The 15,967-nt window shown below is 72.6% G+C and carries 12 protein-coding genes; 7 read left to right on the forward strand and 5 right to left on the reverse strand.

All coding sequences use genetic code 11. The features are described from left to right. Positions 1-248 precede the first annotated feature (248 nt). The 4 genes from pulA (at position 249) to OIE40_RS01670 (ending at position 6,108) form a co-directional block, all read left to right on the forward strand. Positions 249-2,930, forward strand: coding sequence for a pullulanase-type alpha-1,6-glucosidase (gene pulA / locus OIE40_RS01655; protein WP_264699313.1), 2,682 nt, complete (start codon positions 249-251; stop codon positions 2,928-2,930). A gap of 76 nt (positions 2,931-3,006) precedes the next feature. Further along, positions 3,007-3,993: a 3-oxoacyl-ACP synthase III family protein gene (locus OIE40_RS01660; protein ID WP_264699315.1), complete on the forward strand. Its 987-nt coding sequence runs from the start codon at positions 3,007-3,009 to the stop codon at positions 3,991-3,993. After that, positions 3,993-4,829, forward strand: coding sequence for an MBL fold metallo-hydrolase (locus OIE40_RS01665; RefSeq protein ID WP_264699316.1), 837 nt, complete (start codon positions 3,993-3,995; stop codon positions 4,827-4,829). Before OIE40_RS01660 ends, OIE40_RS01665 begins: the two co-directional genes overlap by 1 nt. Next, the gene (locus OIE40_RS01670) at positions 4,822-6,108 is read left to right on the forward strand and encodes a F390 synthetase-related protein (RefSeq protein WP_264699318.1); all 1,287 of its coding nucleotides are present in this window, start codon (positions 4,822-4,824) and stop codon (positions 6,106-6,108) included. Before OIE40_RS01665 ends, OIE40_RS01670 begins: the two co-directional genes overlap by 8 nt. Here OIE40_RS01670 and OIE40_RS01675 read toward each other — a convergent pair. From OIE40_RS01675 to OIE40_RS01690, 4 genes are read right to left on the reverse strand one after another with little or no spacing between them, the layout of a single operon-like run. After that, entirely contained in the window at positions 6,071-7,315 is a 1,245-nt protein-coding gene (locus tag OIE40_RS01675) for a glycosyltransferase (RefSeq protein ID WP_264699320.1), read from the reverse strand. The genes OIE40_RS01670 and OIE40_RS01675 overlap by 38 nt on opposite strands. Next, positions 7,312-7,860, reverse strand: a complete 549-nt coding sequence (locus OIE40_RS01680) for a hypothetical protein (RefSeq protein WP_264699322.1) — start codon at positions 7,858-7,860, stop codon at positions 7,312-7,314. The genes OIE40_RS01675 and OIE40_RS01680 overlap by 4 nt, the downstream gene beginning before the upstream one ends. Continuing rightward, positions 7,857-9,185, reverse strand: a complete 1,329-nt coding sequence (locus OIE40_RS01685; RefSeq protein WP_264699324.1) for a glycosyltransferase family 2 protein — start codon at positions 9,183-9,185, stop codon at positions 7,857-7,859. Before OIE40_RS01685 ends, OIE40_RS01680 begins: the two co-directional genes overlap by 4 nt. Then, positions 9,167-10,129, reverse strand: a complete 963-nt coding sequence (locus OIE40_RS01690) for an NAD-dependent epimerase/dehydratase family protein (protein WP_264699326.1) — start codon at positions 10,127-10,129, stop codon at positions 9,167-9,169. The genes OIE40_RS01685 and OIE40_RS01690 overlap by 19 nt, the downstream gene beginning before the upstream one ends. 263 nt (positions 10,130-10,392) lie before the next feature. Here OIE40_RS01690 and OIE40_RS01695 point away from each other — a divergent pair, with 263 nt between their 5' ends. The 3 genes from OIE40_RS01695 to OIE40_RS01705 all read left to right on the forward strand — a co-directional run bounded on the left by OIE40_RS01695 (position 10,393) and on the right by OIE40_RS01705 (position 15,474). Beyond that, the gene (locus OIE40_RS01695) at positions 10,393-11,880 is read left to right on the forward strand and encodes an FGGY-family carbohydrate kinase (RefSeq protein WP_264699328.1); all 1,488 of its coding nucleotides are present in this window, start codon (positions 10,393-10,395) and stop codon (positions 11,878-11,880) included. Between the two features lie 235 nt (positions 11,881-12,115). Beyond that, positions 12,116-13,144 carry an alcohol dehydrogenase catalytic domain-containing protein gene (locus tag OIE40_RS01700; RefSeq protein WP_264699330.1) on the forward strand — a complete coding sequence of 343 codons (1,029 nt, stop codon included), beginning with the start codon at positions 12,116-12,118 and terminating at the stop codon, positions 13,142-13,144. A 59-nt stretch (positions 13,145-13,203) separates the two neighbouring features. Continuing rightward, the gene (locus OIE40_RS01705; RefSeq protein WP_264699332.1) at positions 13,204-15,474 is read left to right on the forward strand and encodes a glycoside hydrolase family 3 C-terminal domain-containing protein; all 2,271 of its coding nucleotides are present in this window, start codon (positions 13,204-13,206) and stop codon (positions 15,472-15,474) included. A 25-nt stretch (positions 15,475-15,499) separates the two neighbouring features. Here the strand turns inward: OIE40_RS01705 and OIE40_RS01710 are convergent, their stop codons facing one another. Further along, positions 15,500-15,907, reverse strand: a complete 408-nt coding sequence (locus tag OIE40_RS01710) for a DoxX family protein (protein WP_264699334.1) — start codon at positions 15,905-15,907, stop codon at positions 15,500-15,502. Positions 15,908-15,967 lie beyond the last annotated feature (60 nt).

Here is a 15,967-nt window from a genome sequence, read left to right on the forward strand (position 1 = left end):
GCGTCCGGGGCGCGGGTCGCTGACCACTCGCCGGCCTACCGGTCTCGACATCGGCGCCGAGTCGAGGGTTGGGCGTCCGGCTTTCGGCTTGTAACGCCCCATCGGCACGGTTTCCCTCCAGCGGACGCCGATGTCGAGACCGGCGGCCCGGAGGCGTCCCCCAATGCCCGAACCCCGCGGCGAGGGGTACACGGCCCCACACCCGACCGGGGCAGGATGGGCGGGACCGCTACACGACGAGGTGACGCATGCACAGGCTGCAGGGCCGGCCCGACCTGACGCTGGCGGCAGGTCACTGGGTTCGGCGTGACCTGATCGCGTGGCCCACCGAGGGCCTGCCTCCCGGTACCGATCCGGCCGCCCTCGACTGGCGGTTGCACGCCAGCGCCGACGGCCGCATCGAGGTCGAGGCCCGCGAGCCGGTCAGCTGGCACACCGCCGACCTCACCCTCGATCCCGACGGGCTTCCCGATCAGGTACTGGCCGATCGCCCCCACCTGCGCGGCTACCTGGCGCTGTGGATCGACGGCGCCACGGCGTCCCGGGCCGAAGAACTGCTGCGTGGCCAGGTTGCGCTGAGCGCCCACCAGCCGTCCGGACGCCTGGTCAACTCCGGCTCGCTGCAACTGCCCGGCGTCCTCGATGACGTGTACGCCGACGCCACCCGCGCCCGGCTGGGCCTGACCTGGCACGACGGCGTCCCCACCCTGCGGCTGTGGGCGCCGACCGCGCGCGGCGTCACCCTGCAGCTGTGGGCGCCGGACGCCGACCTGCACGACCGCCCCGACACCCTCCCCACCACCCGCGAACCCGACGGCTGCTGGTCGGTGACCGGCGAGGAGTCGTGGCGGGGGGCCCGCTACCGCTGGGCGGTCACCGTGTTCGCGCCCGCCGGCCAGCGGGTCGTCACCAACCCGGTCACCGACCCGTACTCGCTGGCGCTGACCGTGAACTCGACCCATTCGGTCGTGGTCGACCTCGACGACCCCACCCTGCAACCTGAGCAGTGGCGCAGCACCCCTGCGCCGCCACTGCGGCACGCCGTCGACCAGGTGATCTACGAGTTGCACGTGCGCGATTTTTCGATCAGTGACAAGTCGGTGCCCGAGGACGAACGCGGGAGCTTCCTCGCCTTCACCCGCGACAGCCTCGGCACCAGGCACCTGAAACGCCTTGCCGAGGCCGGGTTGAACACCGTCCAGTTGCTGCCGGTGTTCGACAACGCCAGCGTCGAGGAGGCCAAGGAGCGGCAGCGGCGTCCGGCCAAGGCCGAACTGAGGGCGCTGCCGCCCGACAGCCCCCATCAGCAGCGGCTGATCAGGCTCACCGTGACCAACAGCCCGTTCAACTGGGGCTACGACCCGTGGCACTACCAGGCTGTCGAGGGCTCCTACTGCTCGAGCCTGGCCAGCGCCGAGGGGTCGGCCCGGGTGCCCGAGTTCCGCGCCATGATCGGCGCCCTGCACGCGTTGGGCCTGCGGGTCGTGCTCGACCAGGTGTTCAACCACACCGCCGGCCACGGCCAGGGCGCCAAGTCGGTGCTCGACCGGATCGTGCCCGGCTACTACCACCGGCTGTCGCCGCTCGGCTTCACCGAGCTCTCCACGTGCTGCCCCAACGTCGCCACCGAGCACGCGATGGCGCAGAAGCTGATGGTGGACGCCAGCGTGCTGTGGGTGCGGCAATACAAGGTGGACGGCTTCCGGTTCGACCTGATGGGGCATCACAGCCGTGCCAACCTGCTCGCCGTCCGGGCCGCGCTGGACGCCCTCACCCCCGAGCGTGACGGGGTGGACGGCTCGGCGGTCACCCTCTACGGCGAGGGCTGGAACTTCGGCGAGGTCGCCGACGACGCCCGCTTCGTGCAGGCCAGGCAGGGCAACCTGGCCGGGACCGGCATCGGCACCTTCAACGACCGGCTCCGCGACGCCGTCCGTGGCGGCGGTCCGTTCGACGCCGACCCCCGCGGCCAGGGCTTCGGCACCGGCCTGCTCACCGACGACAACGAGGCCCCGGTCAACGGCGACGGGTACCGGCAACGCGACCGGCTGCTCGTCGACACCGACCTGATCCAGCTCGGCCTGACCGGCAACCTGAGGGACTTCTGGCTGCCGGCCAACAGCCGGCGCAACTGGCTGCGCGGCGACGAACTCGACTACAAGGGCCGACCCGCCGGCTACGCCAGCGAGCCCGACGAGGTGATCACCTACGTCGACGCCCACGACAACGAAACCCTGTTCGACGCGCTCACCATGAAGCTGCCGCGGGCCACCGCGATGGCCGACCGCGTCCGGATGAACACGCTGTGTCTCGCGCTGGCCACCCTCGGCCAGGGGCCGGTGCTGTGGCACGCGGGGACCGACATCCTGCGCAGCAAGAGCCTCGACCGGAACTCCTACAACTCCGGCGACTGGTTCAACTTCCTCGACTGGACGATGACCGACAACGGCTTCGGCGCCGGGCTGCCGCCCGAGGACGACAACGGCCCCAAGTGGGGGTTCTTCGGCCCGTTCCTCGCCGACCACACGCTCAAGCCGGGCCCTGCCGACATCGCCGAGGCGCACGAACAGGCCCTCGACCTGCTGCGGCTGCGGGCGTCCAGCACCCTGTTCCGGCTCGCCTCGGGGCATGCGGTGCGCACCAAGATGACTTTCCCGCTGTCGAACACGGTCCACCACGTGCCGGGGACGTTGGTGATGCGCGTCGACGACACGATCGGCGACCCCACGCCCGGCGCGGTGTGGTCGGGCCTGGTGATGGTGGTCAACGCCACCCCGCTGGCACAGAGGCTGCCCGTGCCGGGGCTGGCGGGTCACGTGCTGCATCCGGTGCAGGCCCGCGGTCACGACCCGGTGGTGAAGGGCACCCGGGTCGAGGGCGACTGGGTCCGGCTGCCGGCCCGCACAGTGGCCGTGCTCGTCGGGCCCTGATGAGGCCGACAGGTGGCCAGCCGGGCCAGCGCCGGGGAGGCCCGGCTGCGCCCCGGCCGGCTGCTACCCTCGCGGGATGCTGCTGCCCGTCCGGATCGCCTCGGTGGGCAGCCACACCCCCCAGCGGCTGGTGACCTCGGCCGAACTGGACGCCGCCCACGGCCGCGCGGCCGGCGTCACCCTGGCGAGGTCCGGGGTGGAGAGCCGGCACTGGATCGGGCCGGGGGAGACCTCGCTCGGCATGGTCACCGCCGCCGCCGGCCAGGCCCTCGACCGGGCCGGGCTCGGCATCGACGACCTGGACGCCGTGATCGTCGCCTCGATCGTGCCCGAGCAGCCGATGCCGACCACCGCGATCCTGGCCGCCCGCGAACTGGGCGCCGGCGGAGGGCGGCTGCAGGCGTTCGACGTGAACGCGTCCTGCCTGGGCTTCCTCACCGCCGTGCAGCAGGCCGCCTTCGGCATTGCCGCGGGCACCTGGCGCCGGGTGCTCGTCGCCGCCGTCGACGTCGCGTCCAAGGGGCTCAACCATGACGACATCGAATCGAGCGCGCTGTTCGGCGACGGCGCCGCCGCCGTCGTGCTGGAGGGGTCCGGCGAAGCGTCGCTGCTGGCGCTGCGGCTGACCAGCTATCCGGCCGCCGCCGCACTGTGCCGCATCCCCGCGGGCGGCACCCGCTGGAACGCCGTCACCCCGCCGCCCGCGCCCACCGACTACCTGTTCGCGATGGACGGCCTCGGCATGATGAAGCTGGTCGCCCGCGAGATGCCGGCCTTCCTCGACGACCTGCTCGCCGACGCCGGCGTCCGCCGCGACGACCTCGACGTGATCGTCCCGCACCAGGCCAGCGGCCTGGGGCTGCGGTTCCTGCGCGAGCGCCTCGGGGTTCGGCCGGACGCCGTGGTCGACGTCCTCGCCGAACGCGGCAACCAGGTTTCGGCGTCAATGCCGACGGCGCTGGCCGCCGCGGTCGACTCCGGCCGGCTGCAGCGGGGCGACACCTGCCTGCTGATCGGGACCGGCGCCGGGCTGCTGTTCGGCGGCGCCGTGCTGAGGTACTGATGTCAGTCCCACGACGCGACCCGGAGCTGATCGTCGCCGGGCACTGCATGCAGCTGGAGCGGTTCGTCCGGCGCGGCGGCCCGTGGCGTCCGATCGAGTTCGGCTCGGCCGTGGCGATCCTGCCGCACCCCGGCGGCGGGGTGGCGCTCTTCGACACCGGCTATGCCCCTCGCTTTCACGCCGCGACGGCCCGGCTGCCGTACCGGCTGTATTCGGCGCTGCTGCCGGTCAGTTGTGCCGAGCCGGACGCCGCGGTCAGCCAGCTCGCCGCCCGCGGCATGGCCGCCGACGAGGTGAAGCTGGTGGTGCTGTCGCACCTGCACGGCGACCACGTCGCCGGGTTGCGTGACTTCCCGCGCGCCCGGGTGGTGCTCGGGGACGGGGCACTGGCGCCGGGCTGGCGCACGGCCTCGGCTTGGCGCAACACCGCGCACGGGTTCGTCCCCGCCCTGCTGCCCGACGACGTCGAGCAGCGGCTGATGCCGCTCGCCGAGCTGCCGGTGGCCGGCACCGGGTTGGGTGGCTGGCTGCGCAACGGCCACGACCTGTTCGGCGACGGCACGGCGTTCGTGCTGCCGCTGCCGGGCCACGCCGAGGGGCATCTTGGCTTGTGGCTGCCCGGTTGGGGGGCCGACGGCGTCCTGCTCGCCGGGGACGCGGTCTGGCATGAGCGGGCCATCACCCACGGCGAGTTGCCGCTGCCCTTCCTGCGCGGGCGGCGTCCGGCCTACGAGCAGGTGGTGGCCGAGTTGGCGCGGCTGCACCGCGAGCGGCCAGACTTGGCGATCGTGCCCTCCCACTGCAACGCCTCGCTGAGCCGGATCCGTCGTGGCTGACCGGTGGGCCGTGCTGCGCGCGCTGGTCACCACCCGGTGGCGCCGGTTCGGCACCCGGGAGCACCTCCGGCGCTACCAGCAGCGCCGGTTGAGCCGCGTCCTGTCCCGCGCCCGCGCGGTGTTCCCCTTCTACGCCGGGGTCCCGCTGACCGGGTCGCCGGAGGCCGACCTGGCCGCCTTCCCGGTCCTCGACAAGGACATCTGGCTGGCTCACTTCGCCGAACTCAACGACCGCGGGCTGAGCCTCGCGGACTGCCTTGACGCCGCCCGTGCGGCCGAGGCGTCCCGCCGCTTCGACGCCAGGGTCGACGCGCTGAGCGTGGGCTTGTCGTCGGGCACGTCGGGGCGGCAGGGGGTCTTCCTCACCTCGGACGCCGAACGTGCCCGCTGGGCGGGCACCGTGCTGGCCCGGGCGCTGCCGAGCCTGCGCGAACCCGCCCGGGTGGCGCTGGTGCTGCGTTCCGGCGGGCCGCTGTACGAGGCGGTCGAGGGCGGCCGGGTGAGCTTCCGCTACATCGACCTGGCCCTCGACCCGGACGCCGTCGCCGCCCAGGTCGCCGAGTTCGCCCCGACCATCCTGGCGGCACCACCCCAGGTGCTGGACGACCTCGCCGCCCGCCGGTCGGGTGGACGCCTCCCGAACACGGTGAGCACCGTCTACTCCGTCGCCGACGTGCTCGACGACGACGTCGCCGCCCGGGTCGGGGCTGCGTTCGGCGTCCCGGTCGGACAGGTGTACCAGGCCACCGAGGGCTTCCTCGGGATCACCTGCCGCGAGGGCACCCTGCACCTCAACGAGGACTTGTTGCACGTCGAACGCGACGTGATCGACGAAGCCAGCGGCCGGTTCGTGCCGATCATCACCGACCTTTACCGGACCAGCCAGGCCATCATCCGGTACCGGCTCGGCGATGTGCTGCTGCCCGGCCCGGACGCCTGCCCGTGCGGCTCGGTCTTCGCGACGGTGGCCCGGATCGAGGGCCGGGCCGACGACGTGCTGCGGTTCACCGGCACCGACGGCGCCGAACACCCGCTGTTCGCCGACTTCGTCCGTGGCGCGGTGCTCGGCGCCCACGGCGTCCAGGACTTCCGGCTCGTGCAGCGCGCCGACGGCAGCCTGCGGCTCGCCGTCCGGCCGCAACTGGCGCAGTCGCTGGCGCACCGGGCGCTGCAGGGCCTGCTGCAGTCGCGCACGCTGGTGGTGCCCGACATCACCGGCATGCCGTGGCCGCGGGAGGCCGTCACCGCGAAGAGGCGCCGGGTGCGGCGGGAGGCCTGAGGGTCCGGCGGAACTCCGCCGCCGGATCGCCGGCCCGCACCAGCGCGGCGAAGCGCTCCAGCCCGGCGCGCGGCAGCGCGAGAGCCGCGGCTAGGGCGTCCGGCGCCTCGGTGAGGGACCGGACGCGCACCCCGAGCCCGCGCCGCGCGATCCGGGCGGCGAAGTCGAACTGGTCGTAGTCGCGGGGCCACACGACACTCGGCAGGCCGGCGCGCAGCGTGCTGTAGGTGATGCCGGCTCCGCCGTGATGCAGCACCGCCGCGAACGACGCCAGGCTCGCGTCGTAGGGCACGTACGGCACCGCCTGCACCCGGGCGGCGATCCGGGTCGGCGCGGTCAGCCGGGAGGAGTCGCCCAGCGAGACCACGAACGACAGCCCCGGGACGCGCTCGGCCAGCCGGACCACCTGGTCGGCCAGGTCGTGCTTGGCCCACGGCAGGTGGGTGCCGAGGGTGACCAGGACCCGTGGCTCGTCCTCGGGCAGCAGCGTGGGCGGCGCGGTGACAGGCTGCGGAACAGCTGTCACCGGGCCGATGAAGCGCAGCGCCGCCGGCCAGTCCCGGTCGAACTCCAGCTCTGCCAGGCCGAGCGCCAGGATCGCGTGTGGCGAATAGAACGCCTCCGAGCCGTCCGGCCGGTACAACGAGCCACCGAACGGCTCCAGTTCGCGACGGAAGACGACTCCGGCCAGGTGTTTCCCGGTCCGGGTCGCCGCCCGGCCGGCCGCGTCCCGCAACCGTCCGGCCAGCCCGGCCCGCGGCGTCCAGCCACCCAGGTAGGCCGGGGTGCCGCGCCGGTTCTCGATCGCGAACGGGGTCGGGACGGTCGTCACCCACGGCACGCCGAGCCGCCCAGCGACCACCCCGGCGACCGGTGCGCAGAAGTCGGCCGCCACGGCGTCCGGGCCGAAGGCGTCCGCCGCCGCCTGCACCTCCGGCAGCGCCCGCGGCAGCAGCCGCAGGTTCGCCGCGACCTGGCGCAGCGCCCGCACGGGATGCCCGGTGACTCTCGGAGTGTCGGCGATCCGCTCCATCGCGTCGGGGTCGTCCGCCAGCACGGGCGTGGCCGCGAAGCCGGCCGCCCTGATGTCGGCCAGCTTGCCCGGCCCGGTCACCACCAGCACCTCGGCGTCCGGCACCGAGCGGGCCAGCACGAGCAGCGGGTTGAGGTGGCCGGCATACGGCGGCGCCACCACGAGCAGCCTCACGTCGTGGCCGCCCAGCGGCGCAGGGCGTCCGCCACCTCGGGATCGCGCACGTAGTCGAGATGCCGGCCGGCGGTCACCACCTGGACGGCACCGCGCCAGCCCAGCCGCGAGATCCGGTCCGCGCGCGACTGGACGACGAACACGTCCAGGCCGGCGGGCAACGGTCCGGCGACCGGGCCGAGCGCCGCCACCCGCACCCCCGAGGTGGATGCGGTGAGCAGCGGCCAGGCGACTCGCAGCAACTCCAGCCCCTGACTGCCGGTGACCAGCAGCAACGGCGGTTCGGAAGCGGTGAACAGGGCGTCCAGCGCCCGTGCGACCCGCCGCCGGTACTGCTTCGACAGCCGCGCCCGCCAGAACTGGACGCCGTTGCGCACCGACGCCACCGTGAGCGACCCCGGCCGGAACGTCCCCGGGTGCGACGGCCAGGGGAGGTTGGCGCCGACCACCACCCGGCCCTGTGCGACGGCGTCCAGCAGCGCCCGCTCGGCAGGCGACAGCGCACCGGAGGCGCCGCCGCCACCCGACAGCCAGGCGATCGTCATCGCAGAGCGCCGTCCACGATCCGCAGCCGGCGACCGCGCCACTCGATCCGCCCCGGCAGCACGGACGCCGCCGCGGCCTGCACCGGCAGCAGCCAGTCGGCGAGGTACTCCGCGACGAAACGGCGCGGCACCTCGGGCGTGAGCGCGGCCCGCAACCGCTGGCCGGCCAGCACCTTCACCGCAACGGACGCCGCCGCCGCGGCGACCGCCGCCCCGCTGCCGGCCAGCGCCGCGGCGGTGAGCGCGGCCAGGGGCAGCGCGCTGGGCAGCAGGACCAGAAGGGTGAGGGCGGGGGTGGCCGAGGTGGTGCCCAGCCGGCGGGCGAACACCAGCCAGCGGTGCATCAGCCGCCGGTAGGCCGCGGCGTCCCGGATCTGCGTCGCGACCGGATGGGTGATCGTCGTTTGGGCCAGCCGCAGCCCTGCCGACCGGAAGCGGCGGGCGAGCTCCAGGTCGTCGCAGACCCGGTCGAGGATGCTCTCGAACCCGCCGGCTCGAGCCAGGGCCGTCCGGCTGGTGAGGTAGAACATGCCGTTGATGCTCAGCGGCTCACCCGGCAGCGCGAAGTAGCTGATCAGGGCGTTGCCGTTGACGAATCCGGCCACCAGCGCCGACCACGGCCCGCCCCCGGGCCGGTACCAGGGCAGCCCGGTCGCCAGGTCGGCGTGAGTCAGCGCGGCGCTGGCCCTGGTCAGGGCACCGGGCGGCAACTCGGTGTCGTCGTCCAGCACCGCGACCAGTTCGGTCTCGCACCCGTGCAGGCCCAGCACCAGTTTGAACACCTTCGGATTGGTCAGCTCCGGACACGGCGGGCACAGCACCACCCGCACCCGCTCGGCCGCCCCGGCCAGCCGTTCGGTGATCGCCCGGCCCTCGGCGTCGTCGACGTCGACGAGCCAGCAGAACCGGGCTTCGGGGTGGTTGCGCAGGTTCGCGGCGAGTACCTGGGGCAGCCCCGGGTCACCGGAGAGGATCGGCTGCAGCACTGTGATCATGCCGTCGTCGGATGCCGTCACCCCGGCGGACGCCCGGTCCGTCATCCCGGCGGGCGCCTTCTCGGTAGTCCCGGCGGACGCCCCCTGCGTCACCCCGGCAGACGCCCCCTCCGCCACCCCGGCGGGCACCCCCTCCGTCATCCCGGCGGACGCCGGGATCTCTCCCCCCGCGTACGACGAAACGCCTCTCGCCGCGGTTTCCGTCGGCTCGGCCAGCGATTCCGCCAGCCGCCAGTGCCGCGCCGAAAGCCCTAGTCGCACCGCCGTCAGCGCCAGGTAGCCGGCGGTCAGCGCCCAGGCCAGGCCACCCTTCACGACCGGGCCCGCCACCACCGGACGAGGTCGCTGCGGCCCTGCTCCACGGTCAGCGGAGGCGGGCCGAGCAGCGTCCGGGCCCGGGTCACGTCGAAGGTCTTCGAATGCGCGAACATCGACACCCCGAAGGTGGTGATCGGCGGTTCCCGGTAGCGCAGGAACCGCGCCGAGACGATCTCGGACGCCCGTGCCAGCGCCATCGCCACGCCGGCCGGCACGCGCCGAGTCGGCCGCGGCAGTCCCAGCTCGTCCAACAGGGCGAACAGGAACGGGTACAGCTCGACCGGTTCGCCGTTGGTCAGGTTCACCGCGCCCGTCACCCCGCGATCGACCGCCTCGGCCACGTAGTGCGCGACCACGTCGACATGGGTGAGGTCGACCACCACCGGCTCGGCCCCGGGGCGGACCAGCAGCGGGAGCCGCCCGGCCCGGGCGGCGCCGACCACCCGCGGCAGCAGCACCGTGTCGCCGGGCCCGAACACCGCCCGCGGTCGCAGGATGCTCCACGGCCCCGGATAGCCGGCGACCAGCCGTTCACCGGCCAGTTTGGTCCGCGAGTAGGTGTTGATCTGGTGTGGGGGCGCCGGGATGGGGGATCGTTCGGTCAGCCCCAACTGGTCGGCCCGCGTGTAGAACACGCTGGACGACGATATGTAGTGCACCGGCGGCGTCCCGTGCGTTCGGGCCCAGTCGAGGACGTGCCGGGTGCCCTCCACGTTGGCGCTCTGATAGGCCGACGGGGGCGCCCAGGGTGACGCCAGGGCGGCGGCGTGCACGACGGCGTCCACCCGCTCGTCCAGCTGCAACGGCTGCGACAGGTCACGCACGTGGTAGGCGTCCACCTCGTGGGTCGGGGAAGCCGACCGGCCCAGGCCGACCACCCGCCAGCCGCGCCGGCGGGCCGCGGCCACGACCCTGCCGCCGACGAAGCCGTTGCTGCCGGTGAGCAGGATGCGCATTCGTTCACCCTAGCTGCGGCGCATGGCCTGAAATGGGGACGGTTCCTTTTCAGACCAAGCCACGTTCGGCCTTGCAAACGTCATCACCCCTGACCAGCCGACGCTCGACGCTCGAGCCCTGGGTGGCCTAAAAAGGAACCCTACCCATTTCAGGCCACTCTCACGTCCGGCCGCAGCGACAACCCCGGGTCTGTCCAAATCCGGCGACTTTGCGTAGGTTCGAGGACGATCCACAGGGGATTCACGCGACGAAGGGTGAAGTCATGGCGGAGCAACTGCTGATCGGGATCGACATCGGCACCGGGTCGTCCAAGGGGGTGCTGGTCAACCTCGACGGCACGGTGATCGAACTCTCCGAACAGCCGCATCACCTGTCCCTGCCGAAGCCCGGCTGGGCCGAGCATGACGCCGAACAGGTGTGGTGGGCCGACTTCAAGGCGATCTGCGACGACCTGGTGAAGGCGGCCGGTGACAACGAGATCGCCGGGGTCGCGATCAGCGGCATCGGGCCCTGTTTCCTGGCCGCGGACGCCGACGCCAACCCGCTACGTCCCGGCATCCTGTACGGCATCGACACCCGGGCGATGGCCGAGGTGCAGGAACTGACCGAACGGTACGGCGCCGGCAAGATCGCCAAACGCTGCGGCAACCCGCTCAACGCCCAGTCCATCGGCGCCAAGATCCTGTGGTTGCGCAAGCACGAGCCGGAGATCTACGAGCAGACGAAGTACTTCTTCATGGCGCACACCTTCCTGGCGTTCCGGCTCACCGGGGTCTACTACCTCGACCACATCTCGGCCAGCTACTCCGAACCGCTGTACGACGTCGGCAAGAACAAGTGGATCGACAAGTGGGTGAAGGACATCGCCCCCGGCCTGCCGATGCCCGAACTGAAGTGGCCCACCGAGGTGATCGGTCACATCACTGCCGAAGGGGCCGAACGCAGCGGCCTGCCCGAGGGCATCCCGGTCGCGGCCGGCACCATGGACAGCTTCGCCGACGCGATGAGCGTCGGCGTCCGGCAGCCCGGCGACGCCGTGGTGATCTACGGCTCGACCATGTCGATCGTGCTGGTCACCGATGAGTCGCTGCCCTCGGCGCAGCTGTGGAGCAACGCCCACCTCTTCAAGGACACCTACAACCTCGCCAGCGGCATGGCCACCAGCGGTTCGCTCACCAAGTGGCTGCGCGACGTGATCGGCGACGTCGACTTCGCCGAGCTGACACAAGAGGCCGAGGCGGTGCCGCCCGGCTCGGACGGCCTGGTCATCCTGCCCTACTTCGCCGGCGAACGGACGCCGTTGCTCGACCCGAACGCGCGCGGCACCATCACCGGCCTCACCCTCAACCACACCCGTGGGCACCTGTATCGCGCGCTGATGGAGGGCACCGCCTACGGTGCCCGGCACATCCTCGAGGTGATGCACGACGCCGGCGGCTCGGGTCGCAAGGCCTTCGCAGTCGGTGGCGGCACGAAGGGCGGACTGTGGCCGCAGATTATCTCCGACGTCACCGGGCTCAGCCAGGAGATCACCGAGCAGTCCGTGGGCGCCTGCTACGGCGACGCGATGCTGATCGGGGTGGCAGGCGGCTTCATCCCCGAGGACGCCGACTGGTCGCCCCGGGTCGGTTCGGTCGAGCCGATCGAGGCGAACCAGAAGGTCTACGACGAGCTGTACGGCATCTTCCGGCACCTGCACCCGGCCACGGTCGAGTTGCAGCACCAGTTGGCAGCCATCCAGACCCGTTGAGGGTGTGGGGCCAGCGCAGCCGTGAAGTCTGGGGAGTTTTCATCAGCGACGGATATACCGATTTTCGACGCCGATTCCCAAACTGGGCGATGGAAGCGCTTTCATGCGCATCGAGGTCGGAATTCGGTATATCGGCGCTTCGTGAATTCCGTGACAGCCCCTGATCGTCGCCTGTAGCGGACGGATCGACCAGGGTGTCCCTAGACTGACTGTCCCAGACCGCGAGGAGGCGTGGATGCGCGCGTTGGTGTTCGTTGAACCGGGTCGGATCGAGCTGCAGGAGCGGCCGACACCCGAGCCGGGGCGGGGTGAGCTGCTGCTGGCCAACGAGGCGACCACGTTGTGCGGCACCGACCTGCGGATCATCAGCGGCGCCAAGACCGCCGGCGTCCGGCCGGGAGTGGTGATGGGCCACGAGATGGCGGGACGTGTGGCCGCGATCGGCGAGGGCGTCACCGGCTACACCGTCGGCCAGCAGGTCACGCCGTCGATCGTGCTGTCCTGCAATCACTGCCGGGTCTGCCTGCTCGGCTACGAACACCTGTGCGTGAACTTGCGCCTGTTCGGCTACGAGATCGACGGCGGGCTGGCCGACTACTGCCTGGTGCCCGCCCGCGCGGTCGCCCAGGGCAACGTGATCGCCACCCGCGTCGAGGTCGAGCCCACCCATCTGGCGTTGGCCGAGCCGCTGTCGTGCTGCATCAACGCGCTCAACCAGTACCAGGTGCGGCCCGGTGACGTGGTGGCGATCCTCGGCGCCGGCCCGATCGGCCTGCTGCACCTCGAACTGGCCAGGCTCTCGGGCGCCTCGCAGGTGATCGTCTCCAACCGGTCGGTTTCCCGCCGCGCCCCGGCGGCGGCGCTGGGCGCCCTGGCGGTGGGGCCGGAGGAGCTTGCCGAGGCCGTCGGCGACGCCACCGGAGGGCTGGGCGCCGATGTGGTGGTGGTCTGCATCGGGCAACCCGAGCTGGCCAGCGAGGCGCTCGACCTGGCCCGTCCCGGCGGTCGGGTCAGCTACTTCGCCGGCTTCCCCAAGGGCTCCACCGCCGAGGTCGACGTCAACCTGCTGCACTACAAGGAGCTCACCGTCACGGGCGGCAGCAACGCCCGCCGCCGTGACGTGCAGGCAGCCGTCCGGCTGCTCGAAACCGGAGCGCTCAACGCGGGCGCCATCGTCACCAACACGTTCTCGCTGGACGAGGCGGAGGCCGCCTACGACGCGGTGCGCGACCGGCTGGGCGTGAAGATCGCCGTCACCCCCTGACCGATCCCGCCCGCGGCGCCCGGGCCACGGCCACGGCCCCCGGCAAGGAGGAAGCCAGCATGTCCCTTGATGTCGACGGCGTCCTGGCCGCCCTGACGCCGGCCGAGAAGGCCGCGTTGACCAGCGGCTCCGGCTTCTGGTGGACGGTGCCGGTCGAGCGCCTGGGGGTGCCCTCGATCATGGTCTGCGACGGCCCGCACGGGCTTCGCGGGGTACCGCCGGACGCCGCCGCCGACGATTGGGCGGAGCTGTCGCTGACCGCGACCTGCTTCCCGACGGCGTCCGCGCTGGCGTCGAGTTGGAATCCGGGCCTGCTGCACCGCGTCGGCGAGGCGCTGGCCGCCGAGGCCCGCGCCCGCAGGCTGTCGGTGATCCTCGGGCCCGGCATCAACCTGAAGCGTTCCCCCTTGTGTGGCCGCAACTTCGAGTACTTCTCTGAGGATCCTGTGCTGGCCGGCGAGCTGGCCTGCGGCATCGTCGACGGCATCCAGTCCCGCGGCGACGTGGGCACGTCGGTCAAGCACTTCGCGGCCAACAACCAGGAGACCGATCGGCAGCGGATCGACGTGCGGGTCTCCGAGCGAGCCCTGCGCGAGCTCTACCTGCCAGCCTTCGAGCGCGTCGTCACCCGCTCGAGGCCGTGGACGGTGATGTGCTCCTACAACGCGGTCAACGGCGTCTCCGCCTCGGCCAACCGTTGGCTGCTCGACGACGTGCTGCGCGGCGAGTGGGGCTTCGACGGGCTGGTGGTCTCGGACTGGGGTGCGGTCTACGACCGGGTGCCGGCGCTGGTCGCCGGTACCGACCTGGAGATGCCGCCGCTGCTCCCCGACAGCCCGGACGCCGTGGTCGCGGCCGTCGGCTCTGGAGAGCTGGACGAGGCCATCCTCGACCGCCGGGTGCGCACGGTGCTGGAGCTGGTCAGCCGGGGGATGGCGGTGCTGGAGGCGGACGAGGGTTTCGACGCCGACGCCCACCACGCGCTGGCCCGGGCGGCCGCTGCCGAGTCGGTCGTGCTGCTCGCCAACGACGGCCTGTTGCCGCTGGCTGCCGAGGCGAACGTGGCCGTGATCGGTGAGTTCGCCCGCACGCCGCGCTTCCAGGGTGCCGGGTCGTCCTACGTACCGCCGACCAGGGTGGACACCGCCCTGGCCGAACTGCGGGCCGCGCTCGGCGACGTCGGTTTCGCCCCCGGCTACCGGCTGGAGGGCGCACCCGAGCCGGCGGACGGGACCGACCTGGTCGCCGAGGCCGTCGAACTGGCCGGTGCCGCCGACGTGGCGGTGGTGTTCGTCGGCCTGCCCGCCGCCGACGAATCCGAGGGCTTCGACCGCGTCCACCTCGACCTGCCCGCCGACCAGCTTGCGCTGCTCGCGGCCGTCGCGGCGCGCAACCCGCGGGTGGTCACCGTGCTGGTCAACGGGGCCCCGGTCGACCTGCGGCCGGTGACCACGCACTCGGCCGCCCTGGTCGAGGCGTGGCTGGGTGGCCAGGCCGCCGGCGGCGCGGTCGCCGACGTGCTCACCGGCGCGGTCAACCCGTCCGGACGCCTGGCCGAGACGTTCCCGCTGCGGCTGCAGGACTGTTCCTCGTACCTGAACTTCCCCGGTGACGAGCACGTCGTGCACTACGGCGAGGGCATCTACGTCGGCTACCGGGGTTACGACAAGGCCGACCAGCAGGTGGCGTTCCCGTTCGGGCACGGCCTGTCCTACACCGACTTCGCGTTTTCCGACCTGGCCGTGGCGCTCAGCGGTTCGGCCGACGACGCCACCCTGGCGGCCCTGGTCGAGGTCACCGTCACCAACACCGGCGACCGCGACGGCGCCGAGGTGGTGCAGGTCTACGTCGCCGACCCGGACGCCTCGGTGCACCGCCCGGTGCGCGAGCTGAAGGGGTTCATCAAGGTGGCCCTGGCGGCGGGGGAGTCGCGCCGGGTCGCCGTCGAGCTGGACGCCCGCGCCTTCGCCTACTGGTCGGAGCAGTTCGGCCGCTGGGTGATCGAGGCGGGCGAGTTCGTCGTCGAGGTGGGCCGCAGCTCCCGCGACATCGTGCTCAGCGAGACGGTCAGCGTCGACGCGACGCCGGTGCGCTCCCCGCTGCACCGGCTATCGACGCTGTTCGAGTGGGACGCCGACCCGCTCGGGCGCGAGCTGATCGCCGAGGCGGTCGCAGCCGGGTCGTCCGACCCGCTCGGCGACCGGGAGAAGCTGAAGGCGTTCGGCTCCATGCCGCTGGCCAGCCTGGCCGCGTTCCCCGGGGTCAGCCTCGACCTGGCCGCGCTCGACCACGCCATCGAGGAGTACGCACGACGCAGCCGGCGCACGTGAGTGTCGGTGCGTAGATTGGGCGCCATCAGTCGGGTTGCGCGCCGCTGCGGCGGTAGATGCGCCAGGCCGTGGTGATCATCGGCCACTGCAGCGGAAGCCGTAGCCAGGCCGCGATTCGGTAGGGCAGTGGCTGGTCGGCCACCACCCGGATCGTGTTGAGGTTCGCCGGGTAGACCGCCACGAACAGGGCGACCGCCGCCAGTGCCGCCACTCGGCGGGTGGGTCGGGCCAGCAACCCGGCGCCGATGGCCAGCTCGGCCACTCCGGACGCCTGGGTGAGCAGCCGCGGCTCGACCGGCAGCTCCCTGGGAATGATCGCGTCGAAGTTCTTCGGGGCCGCGAAGTGCAGCGCCCCCATGCCGAGCAGGCCGGCCCCCATCAGGTACGCCTGCCGGGAGCCGTCGGCGCTGCGGCCGGGAAGATCAATGCCCATGGGGCCCAGTATCGCGCGGCTCCGCACGGCCCGGGCCGCATCCGGTGACGCCGGTGTCCG

The sequence above is a fragment of the Micropruina sonneratiae genome (genome assembly GCF_025972045.1).
In the GTDB taxonomy this organism is placed as follows: domain Bacteria; phylum Actinomycetota; class Actinomycetes; order Propionibacteriales; family Propionibacteriaceae; genus Micropruina; species Micropruina sonneratiae.